This window comes from Gracilibacillus sp. Marseille-QA3620 (assembly GCF_054950035.1).
In genome coordinates, this window is sequence record NZ_CM143102.1 from 2968514 (window position 1) to 2990943 (window position 22430).

Annotated in this window: 20 protein-coding genes; 2 read left to right on the forward strand and 18 right to left on the reverse strand. The window is 44.6% G+C overall.

The window, feature by feature from the left end:
- Positions 1-59 precede the first annotated feature (59 nt).
- The 3 genes from ACY8DX_RS14990 to mce all read right to left on the reverse strand — a co-directional run bounded on the left by ACY8DX_RS14990 (position 60) and on the right by mce (position 3348).
- Positions 60-1190 (reverse strand): M20/M25/M40 family metallo-hydrolase, encoded by a 1131-nt coding sequence (locus ACY8DX_RS14990; protein ID WP_049670223.1) that lies wholly within the window; start codon positions 1188-1190, stop codon positions 60-62.
- Positions 1191-1384: 194 nt separating this feature from the next.
- Positions 1385-2932, reverse strand: coding sequence for an acyl-CoA carboxylase subunit beta (locus ACY8DX_RS14995; RefSeq protein WP_462405544.1), 1548 nt, complete (start codon positions 2930-2932; stop codon positions 1385-1387).
- 2 nt (positions 2933-2934) lie between these two features.
- Positions 2935-3348 carry a methylmalonyl-CoA epimerase gene (gene mce, locus ACY8DX_RS15000; RefSeq protein WP_049670220.1) on the reverse strand — a complete coding sequence of 138 codons (414 nt, stop codon included), beginning with the start codon at positions 3346-3348 and terminating at the stop codon, positions 2935-2937.
- Positions 3349-3500: 152 nt separating this feature from the next.
- On the opposite strand from mce, the gene prli42 reads away from it, so the two are divergent.
- Positions 3501-3596 (forward strand): stressosome-associated protein Prli42, encoded by a 96-nt coding sequence (gene prli42 / locus ACY8DX_RS15005; RefSeq protein ID WP_156185566.1) that lies wholly within the window; start codon positions 3501-3503, stop codon positions 3594-3596.
- 55 nt (positions 3597-3651) lie between these two features.
- Here the strand turns inward: prli42 and ACY8DX_RS15010 are convergent, their stop codons facing one another.
- The 15 genes from ACY8DX_RS15010 to ACY8DX_RS15080 all read right to left on the reverse strand — a co-directional run bounded on the left by ACY8DX_RS15010 (position 3652) and on the right by ACY8DX_RS15080 (position 21889).
- Positions 3652-4176, reverse strand: coding sequence for a L,D-transpeptidase (locus ACY8DX_RS15010; RefSeq protein ID WP_462405545.1), 525 nt, complete (start codon positions 4174-4176; stop codon positions 3652-3654).
- Positions 4177-4225: 49 nt separating this feature from the next.
- Positions 4226-5200, reverse strand: a complete 975-nt coding sequence (locus tag ACY8DX_RS15015; protein ID WP_462405546.1) for an aromatic acid exporter family protein — start codon at positions 5198-5200, stop codon at positions 4226-4228.
- Positions 5201-5279: 79 nt separating this feature from the next.
- Positions 5280-6002 carry an amino acid ABC transporter ATP-binding protein gene (locus ACY8DX_RS15020; RefSeq protein WP_049670217.1) on the reverse strand — a complete coding sequence of 241 codons (723 nt, stop codon included), beginning with the start codon at positions 6000-6002 and terminating at the stop codon, positions 5280-5282.
- Positions 5999-6655 carry an amino acid ABC transporter permease gene (locus ACY8DX_RS15025; protein ID WP_049670216.1) on the reverse strand — a complete coding sequence of 219 codons (657 nt, stop codon included), beginning with the start codon at positions 6653-6655 and terminating at the stop codon, positions 5999-6001. Before ACY8DX_RS15025 ends, ACY8DX_RS15020 begins: the two co-directional genes overlap by 4 nt.
- Before the next feature lie 114 nt (positions 6656-6769).
- Positions 6770-7555, reverse strand: a complete 786-nt coding sequence (locus tag ACY8DX_RS15030) for a transporter substrate-binding domain-containing protein (protein ID WP_049670215.1) — start codon at positions 7553-7555, stop codon at positions 6770-6772.
- A 348-nt stretch (positions 7556-7903) separates the two neighbouring features.
- Positions 7904-8341, reverse strand: coding sequence for a BrxA/BrxB family bacilliredoxin (locus ACY8DX_RS15035; RefSeq protein ID WP_439803319.1), 438 nt, complete (start codon positions 8339-8341; stop codon positions 7904-7906).
- A gap of 194 nt (positions 8342-8535) precedes the next feature.
- Positions 8536-9567, reverse strand: coding sequence for a methylmalonyl Co-A mutase-associated GTPase MeaB (meaB, locus tag ACY8DX_RS15040; RefSeq protein ID WP_462405547.1), 1032 nt, complete (start codon positions 9565-9567; stop codon positions 8536-8538).
- Complete coding sequence (gene scpA / locus ACY8DX_RS15045; RefSeq protein WP_049670212.1) at positions 9567-11726, reverse strand: methylmalonyl-CoA mutase; 2160 nt, start codon at positions 11724-11726, stop codon at positions 9567-9569. The genes meaB and scpA overlap by 1 nt, the downstream gene beginning before the upstream one ends.
- On the reverse strand, positions 11723-13486 hold the full coding sequence (locus tag ACY8DX_RS15050; protein WP_462405548.1) for a methylmalonyl-CoA mutase family protein: 1764 nt from the start codon (positions 13484-13486) through the stop codon (positions 11723-11725). The genes scpA and ACY8DX_RS15050 overlap by 4 nt, the downstream gene beginning before the upstream one ends.
- Positions 13487-13692: 206 nt before the next feature.
- On the reverse strand, positions 13693-14964 hold the full coding sequence (locus tag ACY8DX_RS15055) for a dihydrolipoamide acetyltransferase family protein (RefSeq protein ID WP_439802910.1): 1272 nt from the start codon (positions 14962-14964) through the stop codon (positions 13693-13695).
- Between the two features lie 24 nt (positions 14965-14988).
- On the reverse strand, positions 14989-15972 hold the full coding sequence (locus tag ACY8DX_RS15060) for an alpha-ketoacid dehydrogenase subunit beta (protein WP_439802911.1): 984 nt from the start codon (positions 15970-15972) through the stop codon (positions 14989-14991).
- On the reverse strand, positions 15972-16979 hold the full coding sequence (locus ACY8DX_RS15065) for a thiamine pyrophosphate-dependent dehydrogenase E1 component subunit alpha (protein WP_049670207.1): 1008 nt from the start codon (positions 16977-16979) through the stop codon (positions 15972-15974). The genes ACY8DX_RS15060 and ACY8DX_RS15065 overlap by 1 nt, the downstream gene beginning before the upstream one ends.
- A gap of 27 nt (positions 16980-17006) precedes the next feature.
- Positions 17007-18428 (reverse strand): dihydrolipoyl dehydrogenase, encoded by a 1422-nt coding sequence (gene lpdA, locus ACY8DX_RS15070; RefSeq protein WP_049670206.1) that lies wholly within the window; start codon positions 18426-18428, stop codon positions 17007-17009.
- Positions 18429-18528: 100 nt separating this feature from the next.
- Positions 18529-19626, reverse strand: a complete 1098-nt coding sequence (gene bcd, locus ACY8DX_RS15075; protein ID WP_049670205.1) for a branched-chain amino acid dehydrogenase — start codon at positions 19624-19626, stop codon at positions 18529-18531.
- 202 nt (positions 19627-19828) lie between these two features.
- On the reverse strand, positions 19829-21889 hold the full coding sequence (locus ACY8DX_RS15080; RefSeq protein WP_049670204.1) for a sigma 54-interacting transcriptional regulator: 2061 nt from the start codon (positions 21887-21889) through the stop codon (positions 19829-19831).
- Positions 21890-22030: 141 nt separating this feature from the next.
- Between ACY8DX_RS15080 and ACY8DX_RS15085 the strand changes: the two genes are divergently transcribed.
- Positions 22031-22279 (forward strand): DUF2627 domain-containing protein, encoded by a 249-nt coding sequence (locus ACY8DX_RS15085; RefSeq protein WP_049670203.1) that lies wholly within the window; start codon positions 22031-22033, stop codon positions 22277-22279.
- Positions 22280-22430: the final 151 nt, after the last annotated feature.

A 22430-nucleotide genomic window follows, 5' to 3' on the forward strand; every position in this document is an offset into this window, starting at 1 on the left:
AACTAGTATCATGGCAAAGAAGCCACCGGTATCCCCCGGTGGCCGATTTCCTTTATAGATTACTTCGTTGGAGCAGCTACTTCTTCAATGATGGCCAGGACCATTTCACCTAATTTATATAGTTCAGCAATTGGCATTTTTTCATTGGTTGTATGAATTTCTTCATAGCCTACTGCCAGGTTGACTGTCGGAATGCCATGTCCGGCAATGACGTTTGCGTCAGAACCGCCGCCGCTATGCTTTAATTCAGGTTCTCTTCCGATTTTTCGTGCAGCCTTCTTGGCTACTTCTACGACATGGTCACCGTCTCCATATTTGAAGCCAGGGTACATGACATCGATTTCCACCTCTGCTGTACCGCCCATCTCAGCTGCCACAGATTCAAACGCTTCCTTCATGAGAGCTGCTTGAGCTTCCATCTTCTCTGTAATTAATGAACGTGCTTCTGCCAAGATTTCAACATGGTCTACTACGATATTTGTTTGCTGATTACCGCCATCAAAACGACCGATATTCGCAGTTGTTTCTTCATCAATGCGGCCAAGCGGCATTTTTGCGATAGCTTTTGCAGCAATCGTGATTGCTGAAACGCCCTTTTCAGGAGCCACGCCTGCATGAGCTGTTTTCCCTTTAATCACCGCTTTAATTTTTGCTTGTGTCGGAGCAGCAACGATAATATTTCCTACCGCTTCATCGCTGTCTAGTGCAAAACCGTATGTAGCTTTAATAAGAGATGGATCTAGCGCCTTCGCACCTACAAGGCCGGATTCTTCTCCCACTGTAATAATGAATTGGATTGTTCCGTGCTTCAAGTCATTCTCTTTGATTACACGAAGTACCTCAAGCATGACTGAAAGACCAGTCTTATCATCCGCTCCAAGGATGGTTGTCCCATCAGTTACAACATAGCCATCCTTAATGCTTGGCTTAACGCCGACTCCTGGTGTTACGGTATCCATATGGGATGTGAAGTAAATGGTATCCGCACCCTCCACATTTCCAGGAAGTGTACAAATTAAGTTTCCAGCCCCAAAGCCTGTAGCTTCTTTGGCATTGTCTTCGTATACATCCAGGCCAAGCGCCGTGAATTTATCTTTTAATACTTTTGAGATTTGGCCTTCATTTTTTGTTTCAGAATCGATTTGGACTAATTCTAGGAATTCCTGCAATAATCTTTCTTCATTAATCATTCTATCTTCCTCCTAACCAGGAATAAGCTTTACCTTTTTAAGTATACCGATGTTTTTCTGATAAGAAAAGGGCGGAGCCCCCTGCTGCCCTAGACATATTTTGCCTATTAAGCGTAACAATTCTGAATAGATAGAACGTTTAAGCCCTTTCATGAAAAGAAGAGAAATCCGCAATGGATTTCTCTTCCTCTTTCTCATAATGGTATATTGCCATGCTTTTTCGCCGGGCGAACTTCCTTCTTCGTTCTTAGGATCTCTAGTGCCTGAGCAATTTTGAGCCTTGTCTCGCGCGGGTCGATGACATCGTCAACCATCCCTTGGCTGGCTGCCACATAAGGATTCGCAAACTTTTCCCGGTATTCCTCAATTTTTTGCTGACGGACCTTCTCTGGGTCTGGACTATTATTTATTTCTCTCGCAAAGATGATGTTAGCGGCACCCTGTGGTCCCATAACGGCTATTTCCGCATTTGGCCAAGCATATACTAGATCTGCCCCAATCGATTTGCTGTTGAGGGCGACATAAGCCCCTCCGTACGCTTTGCGCAGGATGACTGTCAGCTTTGGTACTGTTGCCTCTGAGTACGCATACAGAATCTTCGCACCATGTCGAATGATTCCCCCATGCTCCTGCTTAATTCCAGGGAAGAAGCCGGATACATCTTCAAAGGTGACAATCGGAATATTGAAGGAGTCACAAAAACGGATGAATCGTGCTGCCTTATCGGACGAATTAATATCAAGTCCCCCTGCCATGTTTTTAGGCTGGTTACAAACAAGGCCAATCGTTTCCCCGCGGAGGCGGGCTAAACCAATCACAATATTCTTCGCAAATCCCTCCTGGATCTCCATAAAGGATCCTTCATCCACTACCTCTCGCACAACCTTTCTAACATCATATGGTCGAACACCATCAAACGGCACGATATCACAGAGGTCCGGCCGGTCATCATCGTTATCATTCCAGTCTTTGCGAGGGGGAGATTGCTCGTTATTGAGAGGCAGATAAGACACAAGCTGTCTGACCATCAGCAAAGTCTCCTCTTCTGTTTTCCCTTCGAAATGAGCATTCCCGCTCACTGTATTATGAACCTTAGCTCCGCCGAGGTCCTCTGAGCTGATCTTCTCACCTGTAACGGTTTCAATTACCTTTGGTCCTGTAATGAACATCTGGCTTGTCTTATCAACCATGAAAACAAAATCCGTAATAGCCGGCGAATAGACGGCACCGCCCGCGCACGGCCCCATGATGACAGATATTTGCGGAACAACCCCCGAATAGATGACATTCCGATAGAAGACATGTCCATATCCATCAAGTGATGTGACACCTTCTTGAATTCTCGCCCCGCCTGAGTCATTCAGGCCGATAATCGGCGCACCGTTTTTCACAGCCAAGTCCATAATATTGGAGATTTTCTTGGCATGCATCTCACCAAGAGCTCCTCCAAATACCGTGAAATCCTGTGAGAATATGTATACAGGCCTGCCATCAATTTTGCCGTACCCGGTTACTACACCATCTCCCGGCCCCTTTACCTGATCCAGCCCGAAATCTTTATTACGATGTTCAACAAATGCATATAGTTCTACAAAGCTATCCTCATCTACAAGAAGGTCAATCCGTTCCCTGGCCGTTAATTTCCCCTTATCATGCTGCTTCTCAATCTTCTCGAATCCACCGCCAAGCTCAATATCATTCCTTCTGTCATACAGCTCCGTGATCTTCTCGTAAATATCCACCCTTATTCCTCCCGTTTCGGTTTCTCACATAATTCAACCAAAACCCTATGTACTGACTTAGGATGTATGAATGCCACTTCTGTATGATGTGCACCAGGCCTCGGTTCTTCATCAATCAACTGTAATCCTTTTTCTTTCAGTTCAGCAATTCTATCTTTAATACTCGTAACTTCAAGAGCAATATGGTGAATGCCCTCCCCTTTTGTTTCGATAAACTTCGCAATTGGGCTTGTCTCATCAAGAGGTTCTAGCAGCTCAATCCGGGTATTTCCTGCCGATAGGAAGGCAACCCTTACCTTTTGACCTTGAACAATTTCTTCCCCTTCGTGAATCATTCCAAGTACATCCTCATAAATAGGAAGCGCTTTCGAAATTGATTTCACGGCAACGCCTATATGATCAATTCCCCTATGCATACTCATCCTCCCTTTTTTTGCCTATTTAAATAATAGAACATTCGTAAAATTCTATAAAGACATATAGCTTGAATGAGCAGAAATTTTTTTCACTTGAGGAGGAATGCGAAACATAGTAGTATCGAAATAAGAGCAAATAAGGAGTGGAATTCATGTCTAATAAGCGTACCCGAAAAGTCATTGTCTATTTAATGATCATCTCTATGGTGGTTGTTACCTTGCTATCAGGGATTTCCGCTTTTCTATAATCGGTCGTATTAGAAAACACCAGCTTTCTCATAGCTGGTGTTTTTTTATCTTTTATCAAGGCTGTGCCGCTTTACTGACGGCACCATATTTAATGGCAAAGATAAGCGGGTCCTCATCTCCTGAGTATATGTATACCTTTGTGGCGAGTGGAGCATGGGTGAATAATCGTTCGGCATCTTCATTTTTCATGCGTATGCAGCCATTTGAAATATGTTTGCCGATGGAGTCTTCTCTATTGGTTCCGTGGATTCCATACACCCTCCCATTTGTCTCTCGTGCATCAATGCCCATCCATCTTGAGCCTAATGGATTGCGCGGACTATTTGCGGGTATCCGCTTAGCGGAATATTCAGGGTCCGTAAATTTCGTCACAATCGTAAATAGTCCTTCAGGGGTATCGCCTGCTTCTTTTCCTGTCGCTACCGAAAAACGCATCAGTTCCTGTTCATCCTCATAATAATACAATTCATTTTCCTGTTTATTAATAATGATGAACGGATCGCCAGGAAGCGGATTCGGTCCAAGGGGCCAGAGCGGCGAGATGATGTGCAAAACAAAAACGAGTGAGAGCCAGTTCATAGGGAATCCCCTTTTTTCACATAGTATCTGACCTTCTCACTCATCTTATTCAGCCTCTTCTCACTCTCGTATAGGGCAATGGTTTGACCGTGCTCTTGATAATGAGGTAATCCTTCAGTTCCTTTCCCAATTGGAAAAGAGCCGCACGGCGTTCAAATTCATCAAAATTCGCCGGAATTTCCTTTTTCTTTAATTCATCCAGCAGATCTTCAAGCTGTTTGATATGTTCTTCTGTCGTATTCCTGTGATGAACATTATCACTCAAATGTCCAATGAATTCACCCATTTCACGACTGCCCTCATGCTCGGATAAATCCATTTTCCCTGCAAGCGGAAGAATACGCTTCAAGATGCCAAGCTGTCTTTCTCTGAGCTTGAAGTAATGATAATAGGAATCCTCGCTTCCGGTAATATGATTCTCTAGATCAACAGCAGCATAAAAGACCGCTTTTTTGATGGCGTTATCTGCCTCAATAATTTCCTTTCCTGTCCAGATGCTATTACCTGTCACTAAGTATTCACTTAGTTCCTTTAATATAATTCTGTATAAGTCCTCAATCTTTTCTTTATACGAAATGATTTCGCGGTCCATGCTTGGCATATAGAAGTTCACAAGAAAAGCAACGCTGATTCCGATGACGACAAGGCAGAACTCATTAAACAAAGTCGCCATGGTAATCGAGTTTGAAGCATATAGATGAAGGATTATGACGGAGCTCGTCACGATACCGCCGGACACCTTCAACGCGACAGTTGTCGGGATAAATAATAGGAGCATTAACCCGATGACGGGCGGTGTATATCCGAGCCACTCAAAGAATAAATAGGAATAGGCCATCGCAATCAAACAGGCTGCAAAACGGTCTCCAGCTGCCCTGAGCGATTTCTTTTTCGTACGCTGGATACACAAAATAGTAATGATTCCAGCCGAAGCAAAGCTTTGCAGACCGATCAATTGTGCAAGATAAATGGCCATTGGTGTCCCAATTGCCGTTTTGATCGTTCGATAGCCAATTTTGAACATGTATGTATCACCCCGATAAGTAATGTACCCAAAAAAAGACATTCTGAATATCAGAATATCTTTCTTTAGAATATGCTATTTACAATACTTTCTGCAAGAACTCTTTTGCGCGCTGGGATGATGGTGCTGTAAAGAAAAGCTCAGGAGCGCTGTCCTCCACAATAACTCCTCCATCAAGGAAGAGGACTCTGTCAGCCACTTCTTTCGCAAAGCCCATTTCATGCGTTACAATGGCCATCGTCATCCCTGAATTTGCCAAGGATTTCATAACCTCAAGAACCTCTTTGACCATTTCAGGGTCAAGAGCAGAGGTTGGCTCATCAAACAGCATAATCTCCGGCTTCATTGCAAGCGCACGCGCAATGGCGACACGCTGCTTTTGTCCGCCTGAAAGCTGTCCTGGATACTCATTTGCTTTTTCTGCCATTCCAACCTTGGTGAGAATATCCATCGCTTCCTTCTTAGCCTCATCCTTTTTCATCTTCTTCACCTTCATAGGTGCGTATGTGACATTTTCAAGAACGGTCTTATGCGGGAAAAGGTTAAAATGCTGGAACACCATTCCAACATTTTGGCGCATTGCAAGGACATTCGTCTTAGGAGCGGTAATTTCTTCTCCCTTGATCCAAATGGCTCCGCCAGTCGGAGTTTCCATTAAGTTGAGACAGCGAAGGAATGTTGATTTCCCGGAACCGGAAGGGCCAATAACAGCAATTACTTCCCCTTCCTTGATTTCTGTCGTAATTCCTTTTAACACTTCTAGTTTGCCGAAGCTTTTTTGTAGATTCTCTACTTTAATCATGAATGCTGCAACCTCTTTTCAACCATTTTTCCTATAAACGTGAGAATCATGACGAGAACATAATAGATGAGACCCGCAAACAAGAGCGGTTCTAAATATTGGAATGTCTCTCCCCCGACCTGATAGGCCCTTCTCATAATATCCATGACACCGATTGTTGTCACGATTGCTGATTCCTTCGTTAACGTAATAAATTCATTCATCAAGGCCGGAAGGATGTTTTTATATGCCTGCGGCAGGATGATGTTCGCCATCATGCTTGTATAAGGAACGCCCAGCGCCATCGCTGCTTCCTTTTGTCCTTTATCAACGGCCAAGATCCCGCCGCGGATGATTTCTGAAATATAAGCTCCTGAATTCAAGGAAAAAGATAGCACAGCGGCCCAATATCCTTCAATCTGAAACCCGAATAATTGTGGTGATGCAAAGTATATAATCATCAATTGAAGGACAAGTGGTGTACCGCGGAATATACTTGTATAGAAATCAGCCAGCCAGATCAGCGCTTTAAGCTTAGAGATTTTGCACAGAGCAAGCAAGGTTCCTAGAATAAAACCAAAAACAGCTGCAAGTGCTGCGATTTGAAGGGTGATTTTCACCCCTTCCAAAATATAAGGCATCGATGGGATAATTCCCGTAAAATCTAAATTCATAATAGGTTCTCCTTCTTCATGATTCATCTATCGTGTCATAAGGGGACATGAAAAGCAGATAATAAAAGAAGAATTTCAGAGGGATCAAGCCCTTCTGAAATTCTCCCGTCCTGCTTATTCAGCGTCTTCGTCAAACCATTTCACGATTAATTCTTCCAATTCTCCGTTTTCCTTCATTTTTTGAAGTTCTTCATTGAATTGTCCGCGTAATTCACTGTTCTTTGGAAAGGCCATTGCATAGCCGACTCCCTCTTCGTTCTGCTCAAGTAAAAAGCCTGTCAGGTCATCATTCTTTTCGAGATACCCCTCTGCTACTGTATCTTCAATGATTGCTGCATCAAAACGGCCAGCTTTAATTTCTTGTACAAGTTCAGGAATTCGGTTACGGTCTTCAACTTTTATATTGATTGTTTCAGCAAGCTCATCGGCTTTTGTTTCCTGGATGGATCCCATCTGTGCGCCGACTGTTTTTCCTTCAAGGTCTTCCGCACTGGAGATTCCGCTGTCTTTTGTTGTTACAACCATGTGATTGGATGTATAATAAATGTCTGAGAAATCAACACTCTTTTCCCTTTTCTCGTTCGGTGTCATTCCAGCCAGCACGAGATCAGCCTGTCCATTTTTCAGTGCGGTAATCAATCCGCCAAAGTCCATGTCAGAGACTTCTAATTCATAGCCGAGCTTTTCAGCCAATGTCTTCGCTAAATCAACATCAAATCCGATGATTTCATCACTCTTGGCCGTATCAATGTATTCAAAAGGCTTGTAATCAGCGGAGGTCGCCATTTTCAAGACCTTTTTATCACTTGCGTTTTCGCTTCCAGATTCTTCGCTGCCGCAGGCGCTTAATAATACCCCAGCGAATACGATAGTCAATAAACTAAGTAGCCACTTTTTCATGTGTGTTTCCCCCAATATGTTTGTTAATCAAATTCATATGCACTCTTCATTTTCATACAAACTATTAAACCATAAAAATTATATATATACAACAAAATGAATTTTAACACATCATTTTTTAGATTGCACGTTTTGTTTTCATTCTATATTAATAACATAATTCTTCCACTAAAAGAGAATACAAACGACATTTTCAATTATCTTCATTTTCAGACAACACTGTCTCTATAACCCTATGACTCTTCTTTATTCAAAATCTATGCATAAAAAAGTATATACTTATGGCTCCTTTCCTCTTTACGCAAAAAAGCCAATGCTCTTTTCGTGGAGCATTGGCTTCTTAACGTTTTAAATTTCCTCACAATATTCATCAAAAGCCTGTTGCAATGCGGATATGACTTGCATTGGCTCATGGCCTTCAATCTCATGTCTTTCAATCATCTTAATAATCTCTCCGTCCTTCATTAAAGCAAATGAAGGAGAGGATGGCGGATAACCCGTGAAATATTCTCGTGCCCTTGCTGTTGCTTCCTTATCTTGCCCGGCGAATACCGTCACAAGATGATCGGGGCGCTTATCGTAATTCACGGCGTGATAAGCAGCCGGACGTGCGATCCCGCCTGCACAGCCGCAGACGGAATTGACCATGACAAGCGTTGTTCCTTTCGCTTGAAGGGCCTCGTCTACCTCTTCTGTCGTTTTAAGTTCTTTATATCCAGCATTCTGTATTTCCTGCCTTGCCTGGCGGACTACATCATTCATAAACAAATTGAAATCCATGCTCATGCCGTTTGATCTTCCTTTCCGGTCTTTTTCCTTCATTTTACCAGATGAGTATAGAATTAAAAAATAATCCAGCCTATAGGTTTATCCACCTTATACGGCGGGTAAACTACCTTTAATTAAGATTTATCCCTATACTCCCTTGATTGAAGGATGGCATTCTATGCTATCCCTTTTTTTATGGCACTAAGCTCATTTTACTTCTTGTTTAAAGAAAAATAAATATTTATTAGTTCTCTAGCCGCTGCTGAAGGCAGGACCTTTCCTTCTATAACGTTCTGTTCCTGCCTTTGGAGAGAGACTTTCATATCCTCATCCTTCAGGAAGCGTTCTACTAAGAGACGCCTCATCTCAGTATGCAGCCATTTCCCAGCCTGAGTTCTTCTCCTGCTATCATAGATTCCAGACTTTTTAGTCTCTTCCATAAAGGATAAGATCAGCTTCCAAATATCATCCAATCCATGCTGATAAAGAGCTGAACAGGTTAACGCCGCAATATTCCAACCGGGAGTCGCAGGATTAATCCCCATCGTGACACGCCTGTATTCTTCCTTTGCCATTAGGGCTTTCTCTTCATTATCCCCGTCCGCCTTATTGACTGCTATAGCATCAACGAGCTCAAGAATCCCCTTTTTCATTCCTTGCAATTCGTCTCCCGCTCCTGTTAAGGCGAGCAGAAGGAAGAAATCAACCATATCCCTTACTTCTGCTTCACTTTGTCCGACACCAACCGTTTCAACGATAATGACAGAGTACCCTGCTGCTTCGCATAAAAGAAGGCTTTCCCTTGTCTTTCGATGCACACCGCCAAACTCCCCATCTGACGGTGTCGGACGGATGAAGGCGCTTGGATGACGGGAAAGCTTCTCCATTCTTGTTTTATCGCCAAGGATACTTCCGCCGCTGACGGGTGAGCTTGGATCAATAGCCAGAACAGCCACCCGATGTCCTAGACTACAAAGATAAAGACCAAAGCTTTCAATAAAGGTGCTCTTTCCTGCCCCAGGCACACCTGATATCCCGATTCTCACAGCATTTCCGGTACTCGGGAGCACCTTCTCAAGAATGGCTTGCGCAGCTTGCTGATGGCTCTCCTGTCTGCTCTCCACTAAAGTAATCGCCTTTGAGAGAACGCTCACGTTCCCCTCCTGAAGATTTAAGGCTATATCATGGACTTGAAGGTTTACTGGCCCTTTTCTCTTAAATCTTCTTCCTTCCTTCTTACTCATTAATCGGACACTTCCTCATAACCAAGCTCTTTGTAGATTTGTTCCATGATGGTCACAGCTGCCTCTGGAATAACTGTTCCTGGTCCAAAAATTGCAGCCGCTCCATGTTCGAGCAAATAATCATAATCCTGTTTAGGGATTACTCCTCCGGCAATGATGATAATATCCTCTCGGCCTAATCGTTTCAATTCCTGTTTAAGCTGAGGAAGCAATGTTTTATGTCCGCCAGCAAGAGAGCTCATCCCGATGACATGCACATCATTCTCGATGGCTTGCTTAGCTGTTTCTTCAGGTGTTTGGAATAACGGTCCCATGTCAACGTCAAAGCCTAGGTCTGCATAAGCGGTTGCTACTACCTTTGCTCCTCTGTCATGACCGTCCTGACCCATTTTTGCAATAAGAATGCGCGGACGTCTGCCCTCATGCTCCATGAACTCCTCCGTCATCTCTCTAACTTCCTGAATCTTCTCTTCCTGCTGATAATGACGTCCATATACACCGCTCACTGTTCTCACTTCAGCCTGATGTCTTCCTGATATTTCTTCAATTGCATCGGATATCTCTCCTAAAGTGGCACGCAGCATCGCTGCCTCTACAGCATATTCGAGCAGATTGCCTTCGCCAGTACGGGCTGATTCTGTCAGTTTCTCCAATGCTGCATGAACTTTTTCATGATCACGTACTTTCTTAATAGCCTGGAGTCTCTCAATCTGTTGGCTTCTCACCTTTGAATTATCCACTTCAAGAATGTCAAATTCATCGGTTTCATCACTTCTGTACCGATTCACCCCTATGAGTGACTCTTCTCCAGAATCAATTCTCGCCTGCCTTTTAGCGGCAGCCTCCTCAATGCGCATTTTCGGAATGCCGGTCTCAATCGCCTTTGCCATACCGCCAAGCTTCTCAATTTCTTCAAGATGACCCCACGCTTTCTCAATGAGACTCTTGGTCAAAGATTCTACATAATAGGAGCCGCCCCACGGATCAATGACATTAGTTAAGCCGGTTTCCTCCTGCAGGAACAGCTGAGTGTTACGTGCAATCCGTGCAGAGAAATCAGTCGGAAGGGCAATCGCCTCATCAAGTGCATTCGTATGAAGAGATTGCGTATGTCCCATTACAGCTGCATGCGCTTCAATCAAGGTTCGGGCAACATTATTGAAGGGATCTTGTTCCGAGAGACTCCATCCAGATGTTTGCGAGTGGGTGCGAAGGGCCAATGATTTCTCATTTTGCGGATGAAATTGCGTCATCAGGGTTGCCCATAAATAGCGAGCCGCCCGAAGCTTCGCCACCTCCATGAAATAATTCATGCCAATTCCCCAGAAGAAGGAGAGCCTTGGCGCAAATGTATCAATCGGGATTCCCGCATCCAACCCTGAACGGACATACTCAAGTCCGTCAGCGAGTGTGTAGGCAAGTTCAAGATCAGCAGGTGCGCCTGCTTCCTGCATATGATAGCCTGAGATGGAGATGCTGTTAAACTTCGGCATCTTCGAGGATGTATAAGCAAAGATATCCGAAATAATTCTCATTGACATTTGCGGAGGGTATATATATGTATTACGAACCATGTATTCTTTTAAAATATCATTTTGGATCGTTCCTGATAGTTTCCCGACCTCTGCCCCCTGTTCAATGGCAGCCGCGATATAAAAGGCCATCACAGGCAGCACAGCCCCATTCATTGTCATTGAAACAGACATTTTCTCAAGCGGGATCCCCTCAAACAAGATTTTCATATCCTCAATGGAGTCGATAGCGACACCAGCCTTGCCTACATCCCCAATTACTCGAGGGTGGTCAGAGTCATACCCGCGGTGAGTGGCCAAATCAAAGGCCACTGACAGACCCTTCTGCCCCATCTCCAGATTCCTTCTGTAAAAAGCATTGGATTCCTCTGCCGTAGAGAAACCTGCATATTGCCTGACCGTCCATGGTCTGTTGACATACATCGCTGCATACGGTCCTCTCGTATAAGGGGCAATCCCCGGATAGGACGGCATATGGGGAAGCTGCGTAAGATCCTCTTTTCCATAAACCGCCTTAATAGAGATTTGTTCATTCGTTTCACTTACCGCCTGATATTCGTCTGTCTTCTCTAAAGAAGGATGAGCGGTTGTTTTCCAATCAATCTTTGAAAAGTCTGGTCTCTTCATGCCTCTACCTCCTGCGTGGATGAAAGAACCGTGAGCCATTCAATCATATTCACGCTCCGGTCTATCTGCTGATATTTAGTGTGACCGCTGAAATCGCCAATTGTATATACACGGACATGAGGAGCCAGGGCTAATGCTGATAGTTCCTCATGAAGATCCTCCTCTTTGCCGCAAATGATGAGATGCATGACTTCAGACTTCTTGACAAAATGCTGGATGTCCTCTGTTTTGCTGATTCCCTCTTCCGCTTGATAGCCTAACCCGCCAGATGCCAGAATCTCTTTAGCAAAATCCATATAAGGTTTATACGCTTTCAGCTCTCCGATACCAGCCAAGCCAATTCGTTTCGCCTTTTCCTCGTTATGCCAGCTCAAGTTCATGGAACGGATTACCTCAAATTCACTAGAGAGGGTAATCGGTTTAAGCGGGGTAATCTCTTTCATCTTCATTTCGGACTGTTCGATAGGCTGTTTAACAGCCACATCAGGACGTGCCTCTGCTGGATTCGCATACGCATTGACCCCAATGATTTTCTCTTTTCGCAGAGATACATTCTCAAGGCGCTTCCGTGCCAGACCGGAAAGCTCCGTTTGTATCGTTCCCTTCTTCAAGGCTGCAAGAATACCCCCGGTGCGTTCTAATTCAAGGAACCGCTCCCAAGCTTTCTCGCATAGTTTATCGGTCAGCGCCTCCAAATAGTAGGAACCGCCCCCCGGGTCCTCCGTTTGACAAATACCCGCCTCTTCCTTCAGGATATGAACAATGTTTCGTGCCATTCGGACACCAAGCGAGCTCCCTTGAGAAAGCATCGTATCAAACGGTGAAACAGTTATGTACTGACAGCCTCCAGCCAATGCTGCAAAGGCTTCATTACTCGTTCGAAGAAGATTGACATGGCGGTCATAGCTTGATTTATTGCGACCCGATGTTTTAGCATGAATCACCATCATACAATCTTCAACTCCATAAGCTTGTCCAACGGTACTCCATAGCCTTCTAGCCGCTCTAAGCTTTCCAATTTGGATAAAGAATTGGGAATCGACGGCGAATGAGAAGACCATCTGCTTCGATCCCATCCTCTGATCAAGACCTGCTGCCTGGACAGCATTCATATACTCCACACCAGCAGCAAGCGCATAGGCAATCTCACTTGCCGCATCAGCCCCCGCTTCATGGTAAGGAGTTGTATCGACCATAATTGTTTTTATATCAGGATGATTCAGTCCCCATTCTCCTATGAGGGAAATCCAGTTTGCTAATTCATTCTTTTCATTGATTGGCAGCCCGCCTGCTTGAACCCATTCCATGATTAAATCACGCGTGACGGAGCCAGTGATAGTCAAACCGCTCTCCATGATCGCCTGCTGCAGCCTGCCCGCTTGGATAAAAACGGGATATTCATCAATCGGCAAATCAGACAGAAGCCTTATCACCTCATCAGGCTTTAAAGAGTCCGCCTTAAATGAAATGGTATTCTCTCCGCCCCTTATTCCTTTCCGGACAGCCTCCTTTACAGCCTCAGCATCCCGGCCTTGATTCTCTTGGCAAATCCATAATTCCTTTGTCCCGATTCCTCTTGTATAAGGAGGAACACCCGGGTGCTCCCTATCATCTATGCTTTCGGAATAAAGCGGTTTCAAAATAATGTTTTCATAGGTTTTCGTTTGTAAGCTAGCTGCATCTTTCCCTTTTAAGGAACGCTTAACAGCCTCTTCCCATTCCTGTTCAGTACTTTGTGAAAATACATGATTTCTCAACATATCCAGACTCATAGCTTGCTTTCTTTTGTTCGGAATGCTCCGAGAAAGAAAGCTCCCTCCCCTCATCAGTCATTTATTTCTGATAATTCCATTTTATCACAACATTTTCCAAACCTCTTCCTTCTTGATACAAAAAGAACTTTTGAATGGCTGTGAGCGCATAAAAAGAACTGGATGAAAGGCTCATCCAGTTCCAGCAGAAATCATTAATAAATCGAAACCGTTTTTTCACTTGTTCCTTCAAGGATTTCTTTAATCCTTGCCAAGAAACGTCCGGCCACTAAACCATCAAGCATACGATGGTCGATGGAAAGACAAAGATTAACCATATCTCTAATAGCAATCATATTCCCTTCCATCACAACCGGCCGCTTCACAATGGATTCCACCTGAAGGATGGCTGCCTGCGGATAGTTGATAATACCCATGGATTGGATGGAACCAAATGAACCGGTATTATTTACGGTGAATGTTCCTCCCTGCATATCATTCACGGATAGCTTTCCGGAACGCACCTTACCAGCCAGTTCATGAATCTCGCGGGCAATTCCTTTTATCGTTTTCTCATCGGCATGCTTAATGACCGGCACATACAATGCATCATCTGTCGCCACGGCAATCGATAAATTGATGTCTTTCTTGTGGATAATTCTGTCTCCATCCCACATTGAATTCATTTCTGGGAACTCCTTAAGTGCTTGTGCCACAGCTTTAACGAAGAAGGCAAAATACGTCAGATTATAGCCCTCACCCTCCTTAAACGCTTTCTTCAAGGCATCACGAGCAGATACAAGTCCGGTGACATCTGCTTCCACCATTGTCCAAGCATGAGGTATCTCCTGCTTCGTTCTAGTCATATTCTTTGCAATGGCCTTACGGACACCTGTGACCGGGATAATGGTATCATTTGCGGCCGTTTGAATCGTTTCCTTTCTTTGAGCCGTTTCTCGCTCTTGTTCTTTAGGGGCTGATACCTCCGCTTTTGTCTCAGGTTCAGCTGATATCTTCCTTGATACACCATTTTCAACGGCATTCAAGACATCCTTACGAGTAATTCTTCCCCCTGCACCTGTTCCTGTGAGAGTTTTCAAATCAATATTATGCTCTTCGGAAAGTCTTAGCACAGCAGGTGAAAAACGCGGTTTCGCCTCTGAAGGGGTCCCTTTTCCCTCTTGATTCTCCACTTTCACAGGAGCTGTTTCCGGTTTGTCTTCTGTATCAGTTCCTGTTCCTTCTGTTTCTATTTCTATGCTGCAAATCAGCTCACCGACTGGCACGGTCTCCCCTTCTTCTATGAGCAATTCCTTGATGGTTCCAGTAAACGAGGAAGGTACTTCAGCATTCACTTTATCCGTCATTACCTCTGCTATTGGATCGTACTTCTCCACATGGTCGCCCGGCTTCACTAGCCAGTTAGAAATCGTACCCTCTGTTACACTTTCCCCAAGCTGGGGCATTTTCATTTTTTCTATAGCCATTGTTAACTCCTCCCTCCTAGTTGTCTAGAATTCTGCCAATTCCTTCATTGCCTTTTCCACTTTATCAGGGTTCACCATGAAGAATTTCTCCATTGTTGGTGCGTAAGGCATCGCAGGAACATCCGGCCCGGCCAGTCTCTTAATCGGCGCATCCAAATCAAATAGGCAATGCTCCGCAATGATGGCCGAGACCTCGCTCATGATGCTGCCTTCCTTTGTATCCTCTGTCACCAATAGAACCTTGCCGGTTTTTCTTGCCGCTTCAATGATGGCTTCCTTATCAAGCGGATAGACCGTTCTAAGGTCAAGAATATGAGCGGAGATACCATCCTTTTCAAGCTTCTCTGCAGCTTGGAGAGCAAAATGGACACATAGCCCGTAGGTAACGACCGTGATATCTTCGCCCTCTCGTTTCACGTCTGCCTTTCCGATTGGCAAAACATAATCATCTGTCGGGACCTCGCCTTTAATTAAGCGATACGCTCGCTTATGCTCAAAAAACAACACGGGGTCCTCGTCTCGGATGGCAGCCTTCAAAAGCCCCTTCGTATCGTATGGTGTGGAAGGTATGACAACCTTCAGCCCCGGCTGATTGGCAAAGATGGCTTCAACTGATTGCGAATGATAAAGCGCTCCATGAACTCCTCCTCCAAACGGGGCCCTTATCACGATTGGACAGTGCCAGTCATTATTGGAGCGATAGCGTATTTTCGCTGCTTCAGAGATAATTTGGTTCACAGCCGGCATAATGAAATCAGCAAATTGCATCTCGGCGACTGGGCGCATACCATACATGGCCGCACCAATACCGACACCAGCAATCGCCGATTCAGCAAGCGGCGTGTCAAGCACACGCGCCTCTCCGAATTGGTCGTACAATCCAGCAGTAGCCTTAAAGACGCCTCCCTTTTTGCCTACATCCTCACCGAGAACAAATACCCTCTCGTCTCTTTCCATTTCTTCTCTTAAAGCCATGGTCACGGCATCAATATAAGATATAACCGGCATTAAACCGCCCCCTTCCCTTCGTCATACACATGATTCATTGCAGTCTCTGCCTGTGCATAAGGTGCATTTTCCGCATATTCCGTCGCTTCGTTCACAAGCTTCATTACACGTTTATTGATTTCTCCCTCAAGTTCATCATTCAAAACTCCGTTCTCCTTCAAATAAGCGCCAAATGTGATGATTGGGTCATTTGTTTTTGCCTCTGCCACTTCATCAGGAGCACGGTAGGAACGATCATCATCATCGCTTGAATGGGGGGTCAGCCGGTAAGATACGGTCTCAATCAAGCTTGGGCCGCCGCCGTTTCTTGCTCTGTCTGCCGCTTCCTTTACCGCTTTATATACCTCAAGCGGGTCATTACCGTTAACTGTTACTCCAGGCATTCCATAGCCTGACGCCCGGTCGGATACCCGTTCGCAGGCGAGCTGCTTTTCAACCGGCACAGAGATGGCATATTGATTGTTTTCACACATCAGGATGACCGGCAGCTTATGTACCCCGGCAAAATTTGCCCCTTCATGGAAATCCCCTTGATTGGATGATCCTTCCCCGAAGGTAACAAATGTCACCAAATCTTTATTTTGCATCTTCCCTGCCAGCGCAATGCCGACTGCATGCGGCACTTGAGTCGTCACAGGCGATGACCCAGTAACAATTCGGTTTTCCTTCTGTCCAAAGTGACCAGGCATCTGTCTGCCGCCTGAATTGGGATCCTCTGCCTTCGCAAATCCTGACAGCATGAGCTGCTTGGCTGTCATTCCAAAGGTCAAGACAACCCCCATATCCCGATAGTAAGGAAGAACATAATCTTTTTTCCTGTCCAGCGCAAAGGCAGCACCGACCTGAGCTGCCTCCTGCCCCTGACAGGAGATAACAAATGGAATCTTGCCTGAACGATTTAATAACCACATACGCTCGTCTAGTCTTCTTGCCAAAAGCATGGTTTCATACATATCTAATACAGTTTGATTGGATAATCCTAACGATTCATGTCTAGCCTCAGCCATCTAAATTCCCCCTATCAATCTCTTTTATTACAAATGCAGTGCCATACCATCCACCGCAAGGGCCGCCTCCCCAATTACCTCTGACAAGGAAGGGTGCGGATGTATGCTTGAAGCAACCTCCCATGCTGTTGCATTCAAGACAAGCGCAAGACCTGCTTCTGATATCATGTCAGTTACATGAGGTCCAATCATATGAACGCCCAGAAGATCATCGGTTTCTTCATCAGAGATGATTTTCGCAAATCCCTCCGTTTCTCCAAACACCAATGCCTTGCCTAAAGCTTGAAACGGGAATTTCCCGACCTTCACCTTATGACCTCTCTTCTTTGCTTCCTCTTCCGTAATACCGACGCTTGCTGCCTCTGGACTGCTGTAAATACAGCGCGGGATGAAATCGTATTGGATTGGCTCCGGCTTTAAGCCTGCCATATGTTCCACCGCCTTGATTCCCTCATGACTTGCCACATGGGCCAACTGCATTCCGCCGATGCAATCACCAATGGCATAAATATGGGATTCTTTCGTTTGAAAGAATTCATTTACACATATGAATCCTCCCTTGATCTCGATATCGGTATTCTCTAACCCTATTCCACTCGTATTGGCATCACGGCCAACTGACACAAGCATTTTTTCTGCTTTATACTCCTTAGTAGTTCCATTTTCCTGGGCTGAAATGGACAGACCACTCTCGGTTGAAAGTGTTTCAGGCAGTACTTTAGACCCTGTTATGATGTTAATTCCTTTTTTCTTCAATGCCTTTTCCATTGCTTTGGATAAATCCTTGTCCTCTAAAGGCAGAATTCGATCCGCATATTCGACAATCGTCACATCCACATCAAAATCACGAAGCATGGACGCCCATTCAACACCAATGACTCCACCGCCGATTATCAGCATGGATGATGGTAGCTTATCAAGTGTTAAAGCCTCATCAGAGGTTATTACCGTTTCGCCATCAATGGCCAGACCAGCAAGCGTCCTCGGTCTCGATCCAGTGGCAAGAAGGACATTTTTCGGAATAAGGATTTCATTTTCCTCGCCATTATTCATTTCGACGGAAACCGTACCAGGCATTGGCGAGAAAATCGAAGGACCTAAAAGACGGCCATACCCCTCATAAAGATCAATCTTTCCTTGTTTGATTAAGTATTGGACACCAGCATGCAGTTTATCTACAATGCTTTGCTTCCGTTTTTGTACAGCTTTGAAGTCGAGAGCTGCTCCTTCTGACTGAACACCAAAGTCTGCAGACTTTCTTACGGTTTGATATACCTCAGCACTTCTCAGCAATGCCTTTGAAGGAATGCATCCGGCATGAAGACATGTTCCCCCAAGTTTACCTGCTTCGACAATAGCCGTTTTTAAACCGAGCTGAGAGGCTCGAATAGCAGCAACATATCCGCCTGTTCCTCCACCGAGGATAACAAGATCATACTCTGTCGACATAAAAGACACCCTTCCCTGTATGAATCGCCGCCTATTTGGCGGCGTCATTATCTATGTTCAATCCTGACAGCCTCCAAGAGATGAAGGACTATCATCTCTTTTAGCGGCGACGATTTAAAATATGACGCCCATTCATGAGAAATTGGCTTCTTGAATTCTTGAGCTTTTCAATTCGCTCCTCAGCCATACGGTCTGCTGCCATATAGGTTGGAATTCCGTCACGTTTGGCAATTTCGATAACTCGTTCAATATTATTGTAAATCAGCTCTACCTTCTTTAATGCGCGCTCTTGATTGTAGCCATAGAGCTCATCAGCTACATTGATGACTCCGCCGGCATTGATGACATAATCTGGAGCATAAACAATCCCCATCTCATGGATGGCATCGCCATGTCTTGTTTCTTTGAGTTGATTATTGGCCGCACCGGCAATGACCTTCGCCTTTAATTGCGGAATTGTGTAATCATTAATCGTTGCCCCTAGTGCACATGGAGCATAAATGTCACAGTCAACACCATAAATCTCATTAGGGTCAACGGCTTTGGCACCAAATTGTTCTACAGCCATTTGAACGCTATCTTTGTTGATGTCGGTTACGATCAATTGAGCTCCCTCTTCATGCAGATGCTTGCATAAATTAAAGGCTACATTGCCTACACCTTGGACCGCGATGACTTTTCCTTCAAGAGAGTCTGTACCAAACGCTTCCTTAGCGGCTGCTTTCATCCCGCGGTAAACACCAAATGCCGTTACTGGAGATGGATTGCCAGATGAACCAAATGCCGGAGAGATACCTGTAACATAATCCGTCTCTTCATGGATAATATCCATATCAGCTACTGTCGTGCCTACATCCTCAGCCGTGATATAACGACCATTAAGCCCTTGGATATAACGGCCGAACGCACGAAACATTTCTTCGTTCTTGTCCTTGCGCGGATCGCCAATTATGACGGTTTTCCCTCCTCCAAGGTTTAGGCCTGCAGCAGCATTCTTATACGTCATCCCTTTAGCAAGACGCAGGGCATCCTCAATAGCTGCATCCTCTGATTCATATGTCCACATTCTTGTGCCGCCAAGAGCTGGCCCTAGCGTTGTATCATGAATAGCGATGATGGCCTTCAATCCAGATTGCCTATCCTGTACAAATAATAATTGCTCATAATCATATTGCTCCATATATTTGAAAAGCTCCATCTGTCATTTCCCCTCTCATCTTCTTCAAAGTCTAGCAGACTCCGGTTCTCTTTTTTGTATTTTGAGAAAATATTACTTTTCCGGAAAGCCAATAATAAATAATGCAAGAATCATGCCAAAACCATCATGCTTCAATAAAAGAATATAGATAATATAATAATCGTGCAATTTATTTCAAAAATGAAAATTTTTGCACGCAAAATTATTCTGAATTATATTTCGTTAATTTATAGTATAGGTTTCGTATGGAAAGACCCAATTGCCGGGCAGTCGCCGTTTTATTGCCATGCAGCTCTTTTAACGTCCTTTGGATGATTTCTTTTTCAACATTTGCCAGCTGTTCAGCCAGACTCACTGAGTTTTCCAATCGGATATGTTCTTGATTACGTTCCTCATATTGTTCATTTTTCAAAAACAAAGAGGGTAAATGGGTTTTCTGAAGCATTCGTTCATGCATATCCATGAAAATAATAGCTCTGCCCAGGATATTCTCCAGCTCCCGTACATTCCCTGGCCAGCTATACCCTTCAAGAACCTGAATGGCATCCGGGCTGATTGTCTTAATATCACGGCCATATTCTTCGTTCAGCTTCTTAAGCAGATGAATGCTGAGAGGGGCTATATCCCTTGGTCTTTCCCTCAGCGGCGGTATATAGATGGGCATCCGGTTTATTCGGTAATACAAATCCTCCCGAAATGTCCCATTTGCAATGGCTTTCTCCAAATTGACATTGGTTGCAGCAATAACCCGTACATCAATTTGAATCGGTTTCGTTCCACCTACGCGCAGGATTTCTCCCTCCTGAAGTACACGGAGTAATTTCGCCTGTGTACCGGGAGTTAGTTCGCCAATCTCATCTAAGAAAATACTCCCTTTATGAGCCTCCTCGAAAAAGCCTTTCTTTCCGCCTCTTTTAGCCCCGGAGAAGGCTCCCTCCTCATAGCCAAACAACTCGCTTTCAAGCAGGGATTCTGCGATTGCTGCACAATTCACACGAACAAATTGGTTATATTTACGATCGCTGGCATTATGGATTGCATGGGCAAATAATTCCTTGCCCGTCCCCGATTCCCCTCTTAATAAGACAGTTGCAGAGGTTCGCGCATACAGCCTGGCTTGTTCAAGGCATAGGCTCATTTCCTTTGATTCACCAATGATATCGTCAAAGGTATACTTTGCTTCAATCTTGCGAATCATTTGACGAGCGCGCTGCAGTTCCTTCGTTAAGTTCTGGATCTCGGATAAATCATGGATGACCCCGACACTGCCCTTCAGCTCGCCGTTTACCATGATCGGCGCCACATTAACGATCACATCCCGCTTAGCCGGACCAACCTTCATCCGTGCTCCACGAACCGGCTTCTGGGTTTTTAGTACCTGCATATGCATGCTCTCGCCTTCAACGATGTCTGCTGTCGCAGGCTTGCCGATTACATCTGATTCCTCGAGACCGGTAATCCTTGAATATGCTGGGTTTATCAAGAGCCCTGCACCCTTTTCATCGACAACAGAAATAGCATCATCGCTTGAATGAATGATTGCTTCAAGCATTTTTTGGATATGCTTTAAATTCGTGATTTCTTCTGCAAGACGGGTCATTTCTGTAATACCTTTGAAAATGGCAAATGCGCCTAAGATCTCCCCTTGTTCATTCTTGATGGGCATCCTTGTCGTAAGAATGTCCCGTCCATTATCAAGCCTTGCCCGCTGATTGCTCTCTGTCATTGCTGTTCGGATAATGCGAGGGAGAGAAGAGGCGGGCATAACCGCTTGTATAGAATATCCAACGGCGTTCTCTGCCTTTATTCCTGTTAAATTCTCCGCTTCTTGATTAAAGAAAACAACTTGTTCATCTTTATTGATCACAATCATTCCATTATCCGAGATGTTAAAAACGAGCTCGCGCAAGTATGCCTCTTCCTGGGATTTCTTCATTAATTCCTCTTTTTCCTGGATGAGGTTTGCCAGAATAAAGGCAACCCGTCCCTGAACTAGGATGGTCTCTTCTTCCTTCTCACGAGCAATTTCTTGATAGACGTTATCATTGCCTGTTACTTCAAAAATGATATCAGGCGGATGCTTAATCAAACGAGACCAGCTGCTTGCTGTTTCAATCTGATATATGCGTGCGAGCTTCATTCCTTCTGCATCCGGGTTAGAATCAATGACGCCGATTACGCGGTAATCCTTCGCCATCAGCAGGAAGTTGAGAATAGCTGTTCCTCCATTCCCTGCTCCGATAATCAGCACTGTTCTTTCCATGTACTCCCCCCAAGCTTCTCTCGGCATGCAATTTTTTTCACATTAATACTACCATATTTATCCTGAAAAAACTTGACATAACTTCCGAATTTTATAAAGATGAATAAGTAAGATACTTTCATTAGGTGAGGGTGAAATGAAATGCAGCGTGCGGTTGCGTTTATCCTTTTATTGATTCCGGGCTTTTGCACGGCACTTGGTATCAAGTGGATGAGAGATATGCTTTTTGGGAAATTAAGTCCTCTCTTACCCGCTTTATGGGTACAATTTTTAGTAGGTTTTTTCTTGTTTGCTGGCGGCTTAGCCTTTATTGGAGGATTTATTTTTTATCGAGATCGCAAACGAAATAATGTGCAGGATCGCTTCAAAAGACGCCCTGTCCAAAAATAAACCCGGCAAAGAGGTCGAGCCTCAATTGCCGGGTTTTATTTTCGTCCATCCCGAAAAAGAAATAGTCCATTATACCTATATTCCCTACATATTTCTTGGCCATGCAAGCCTCTATATGTCGGAAAGGGGTTCACTCGCTATGTATGTCGGT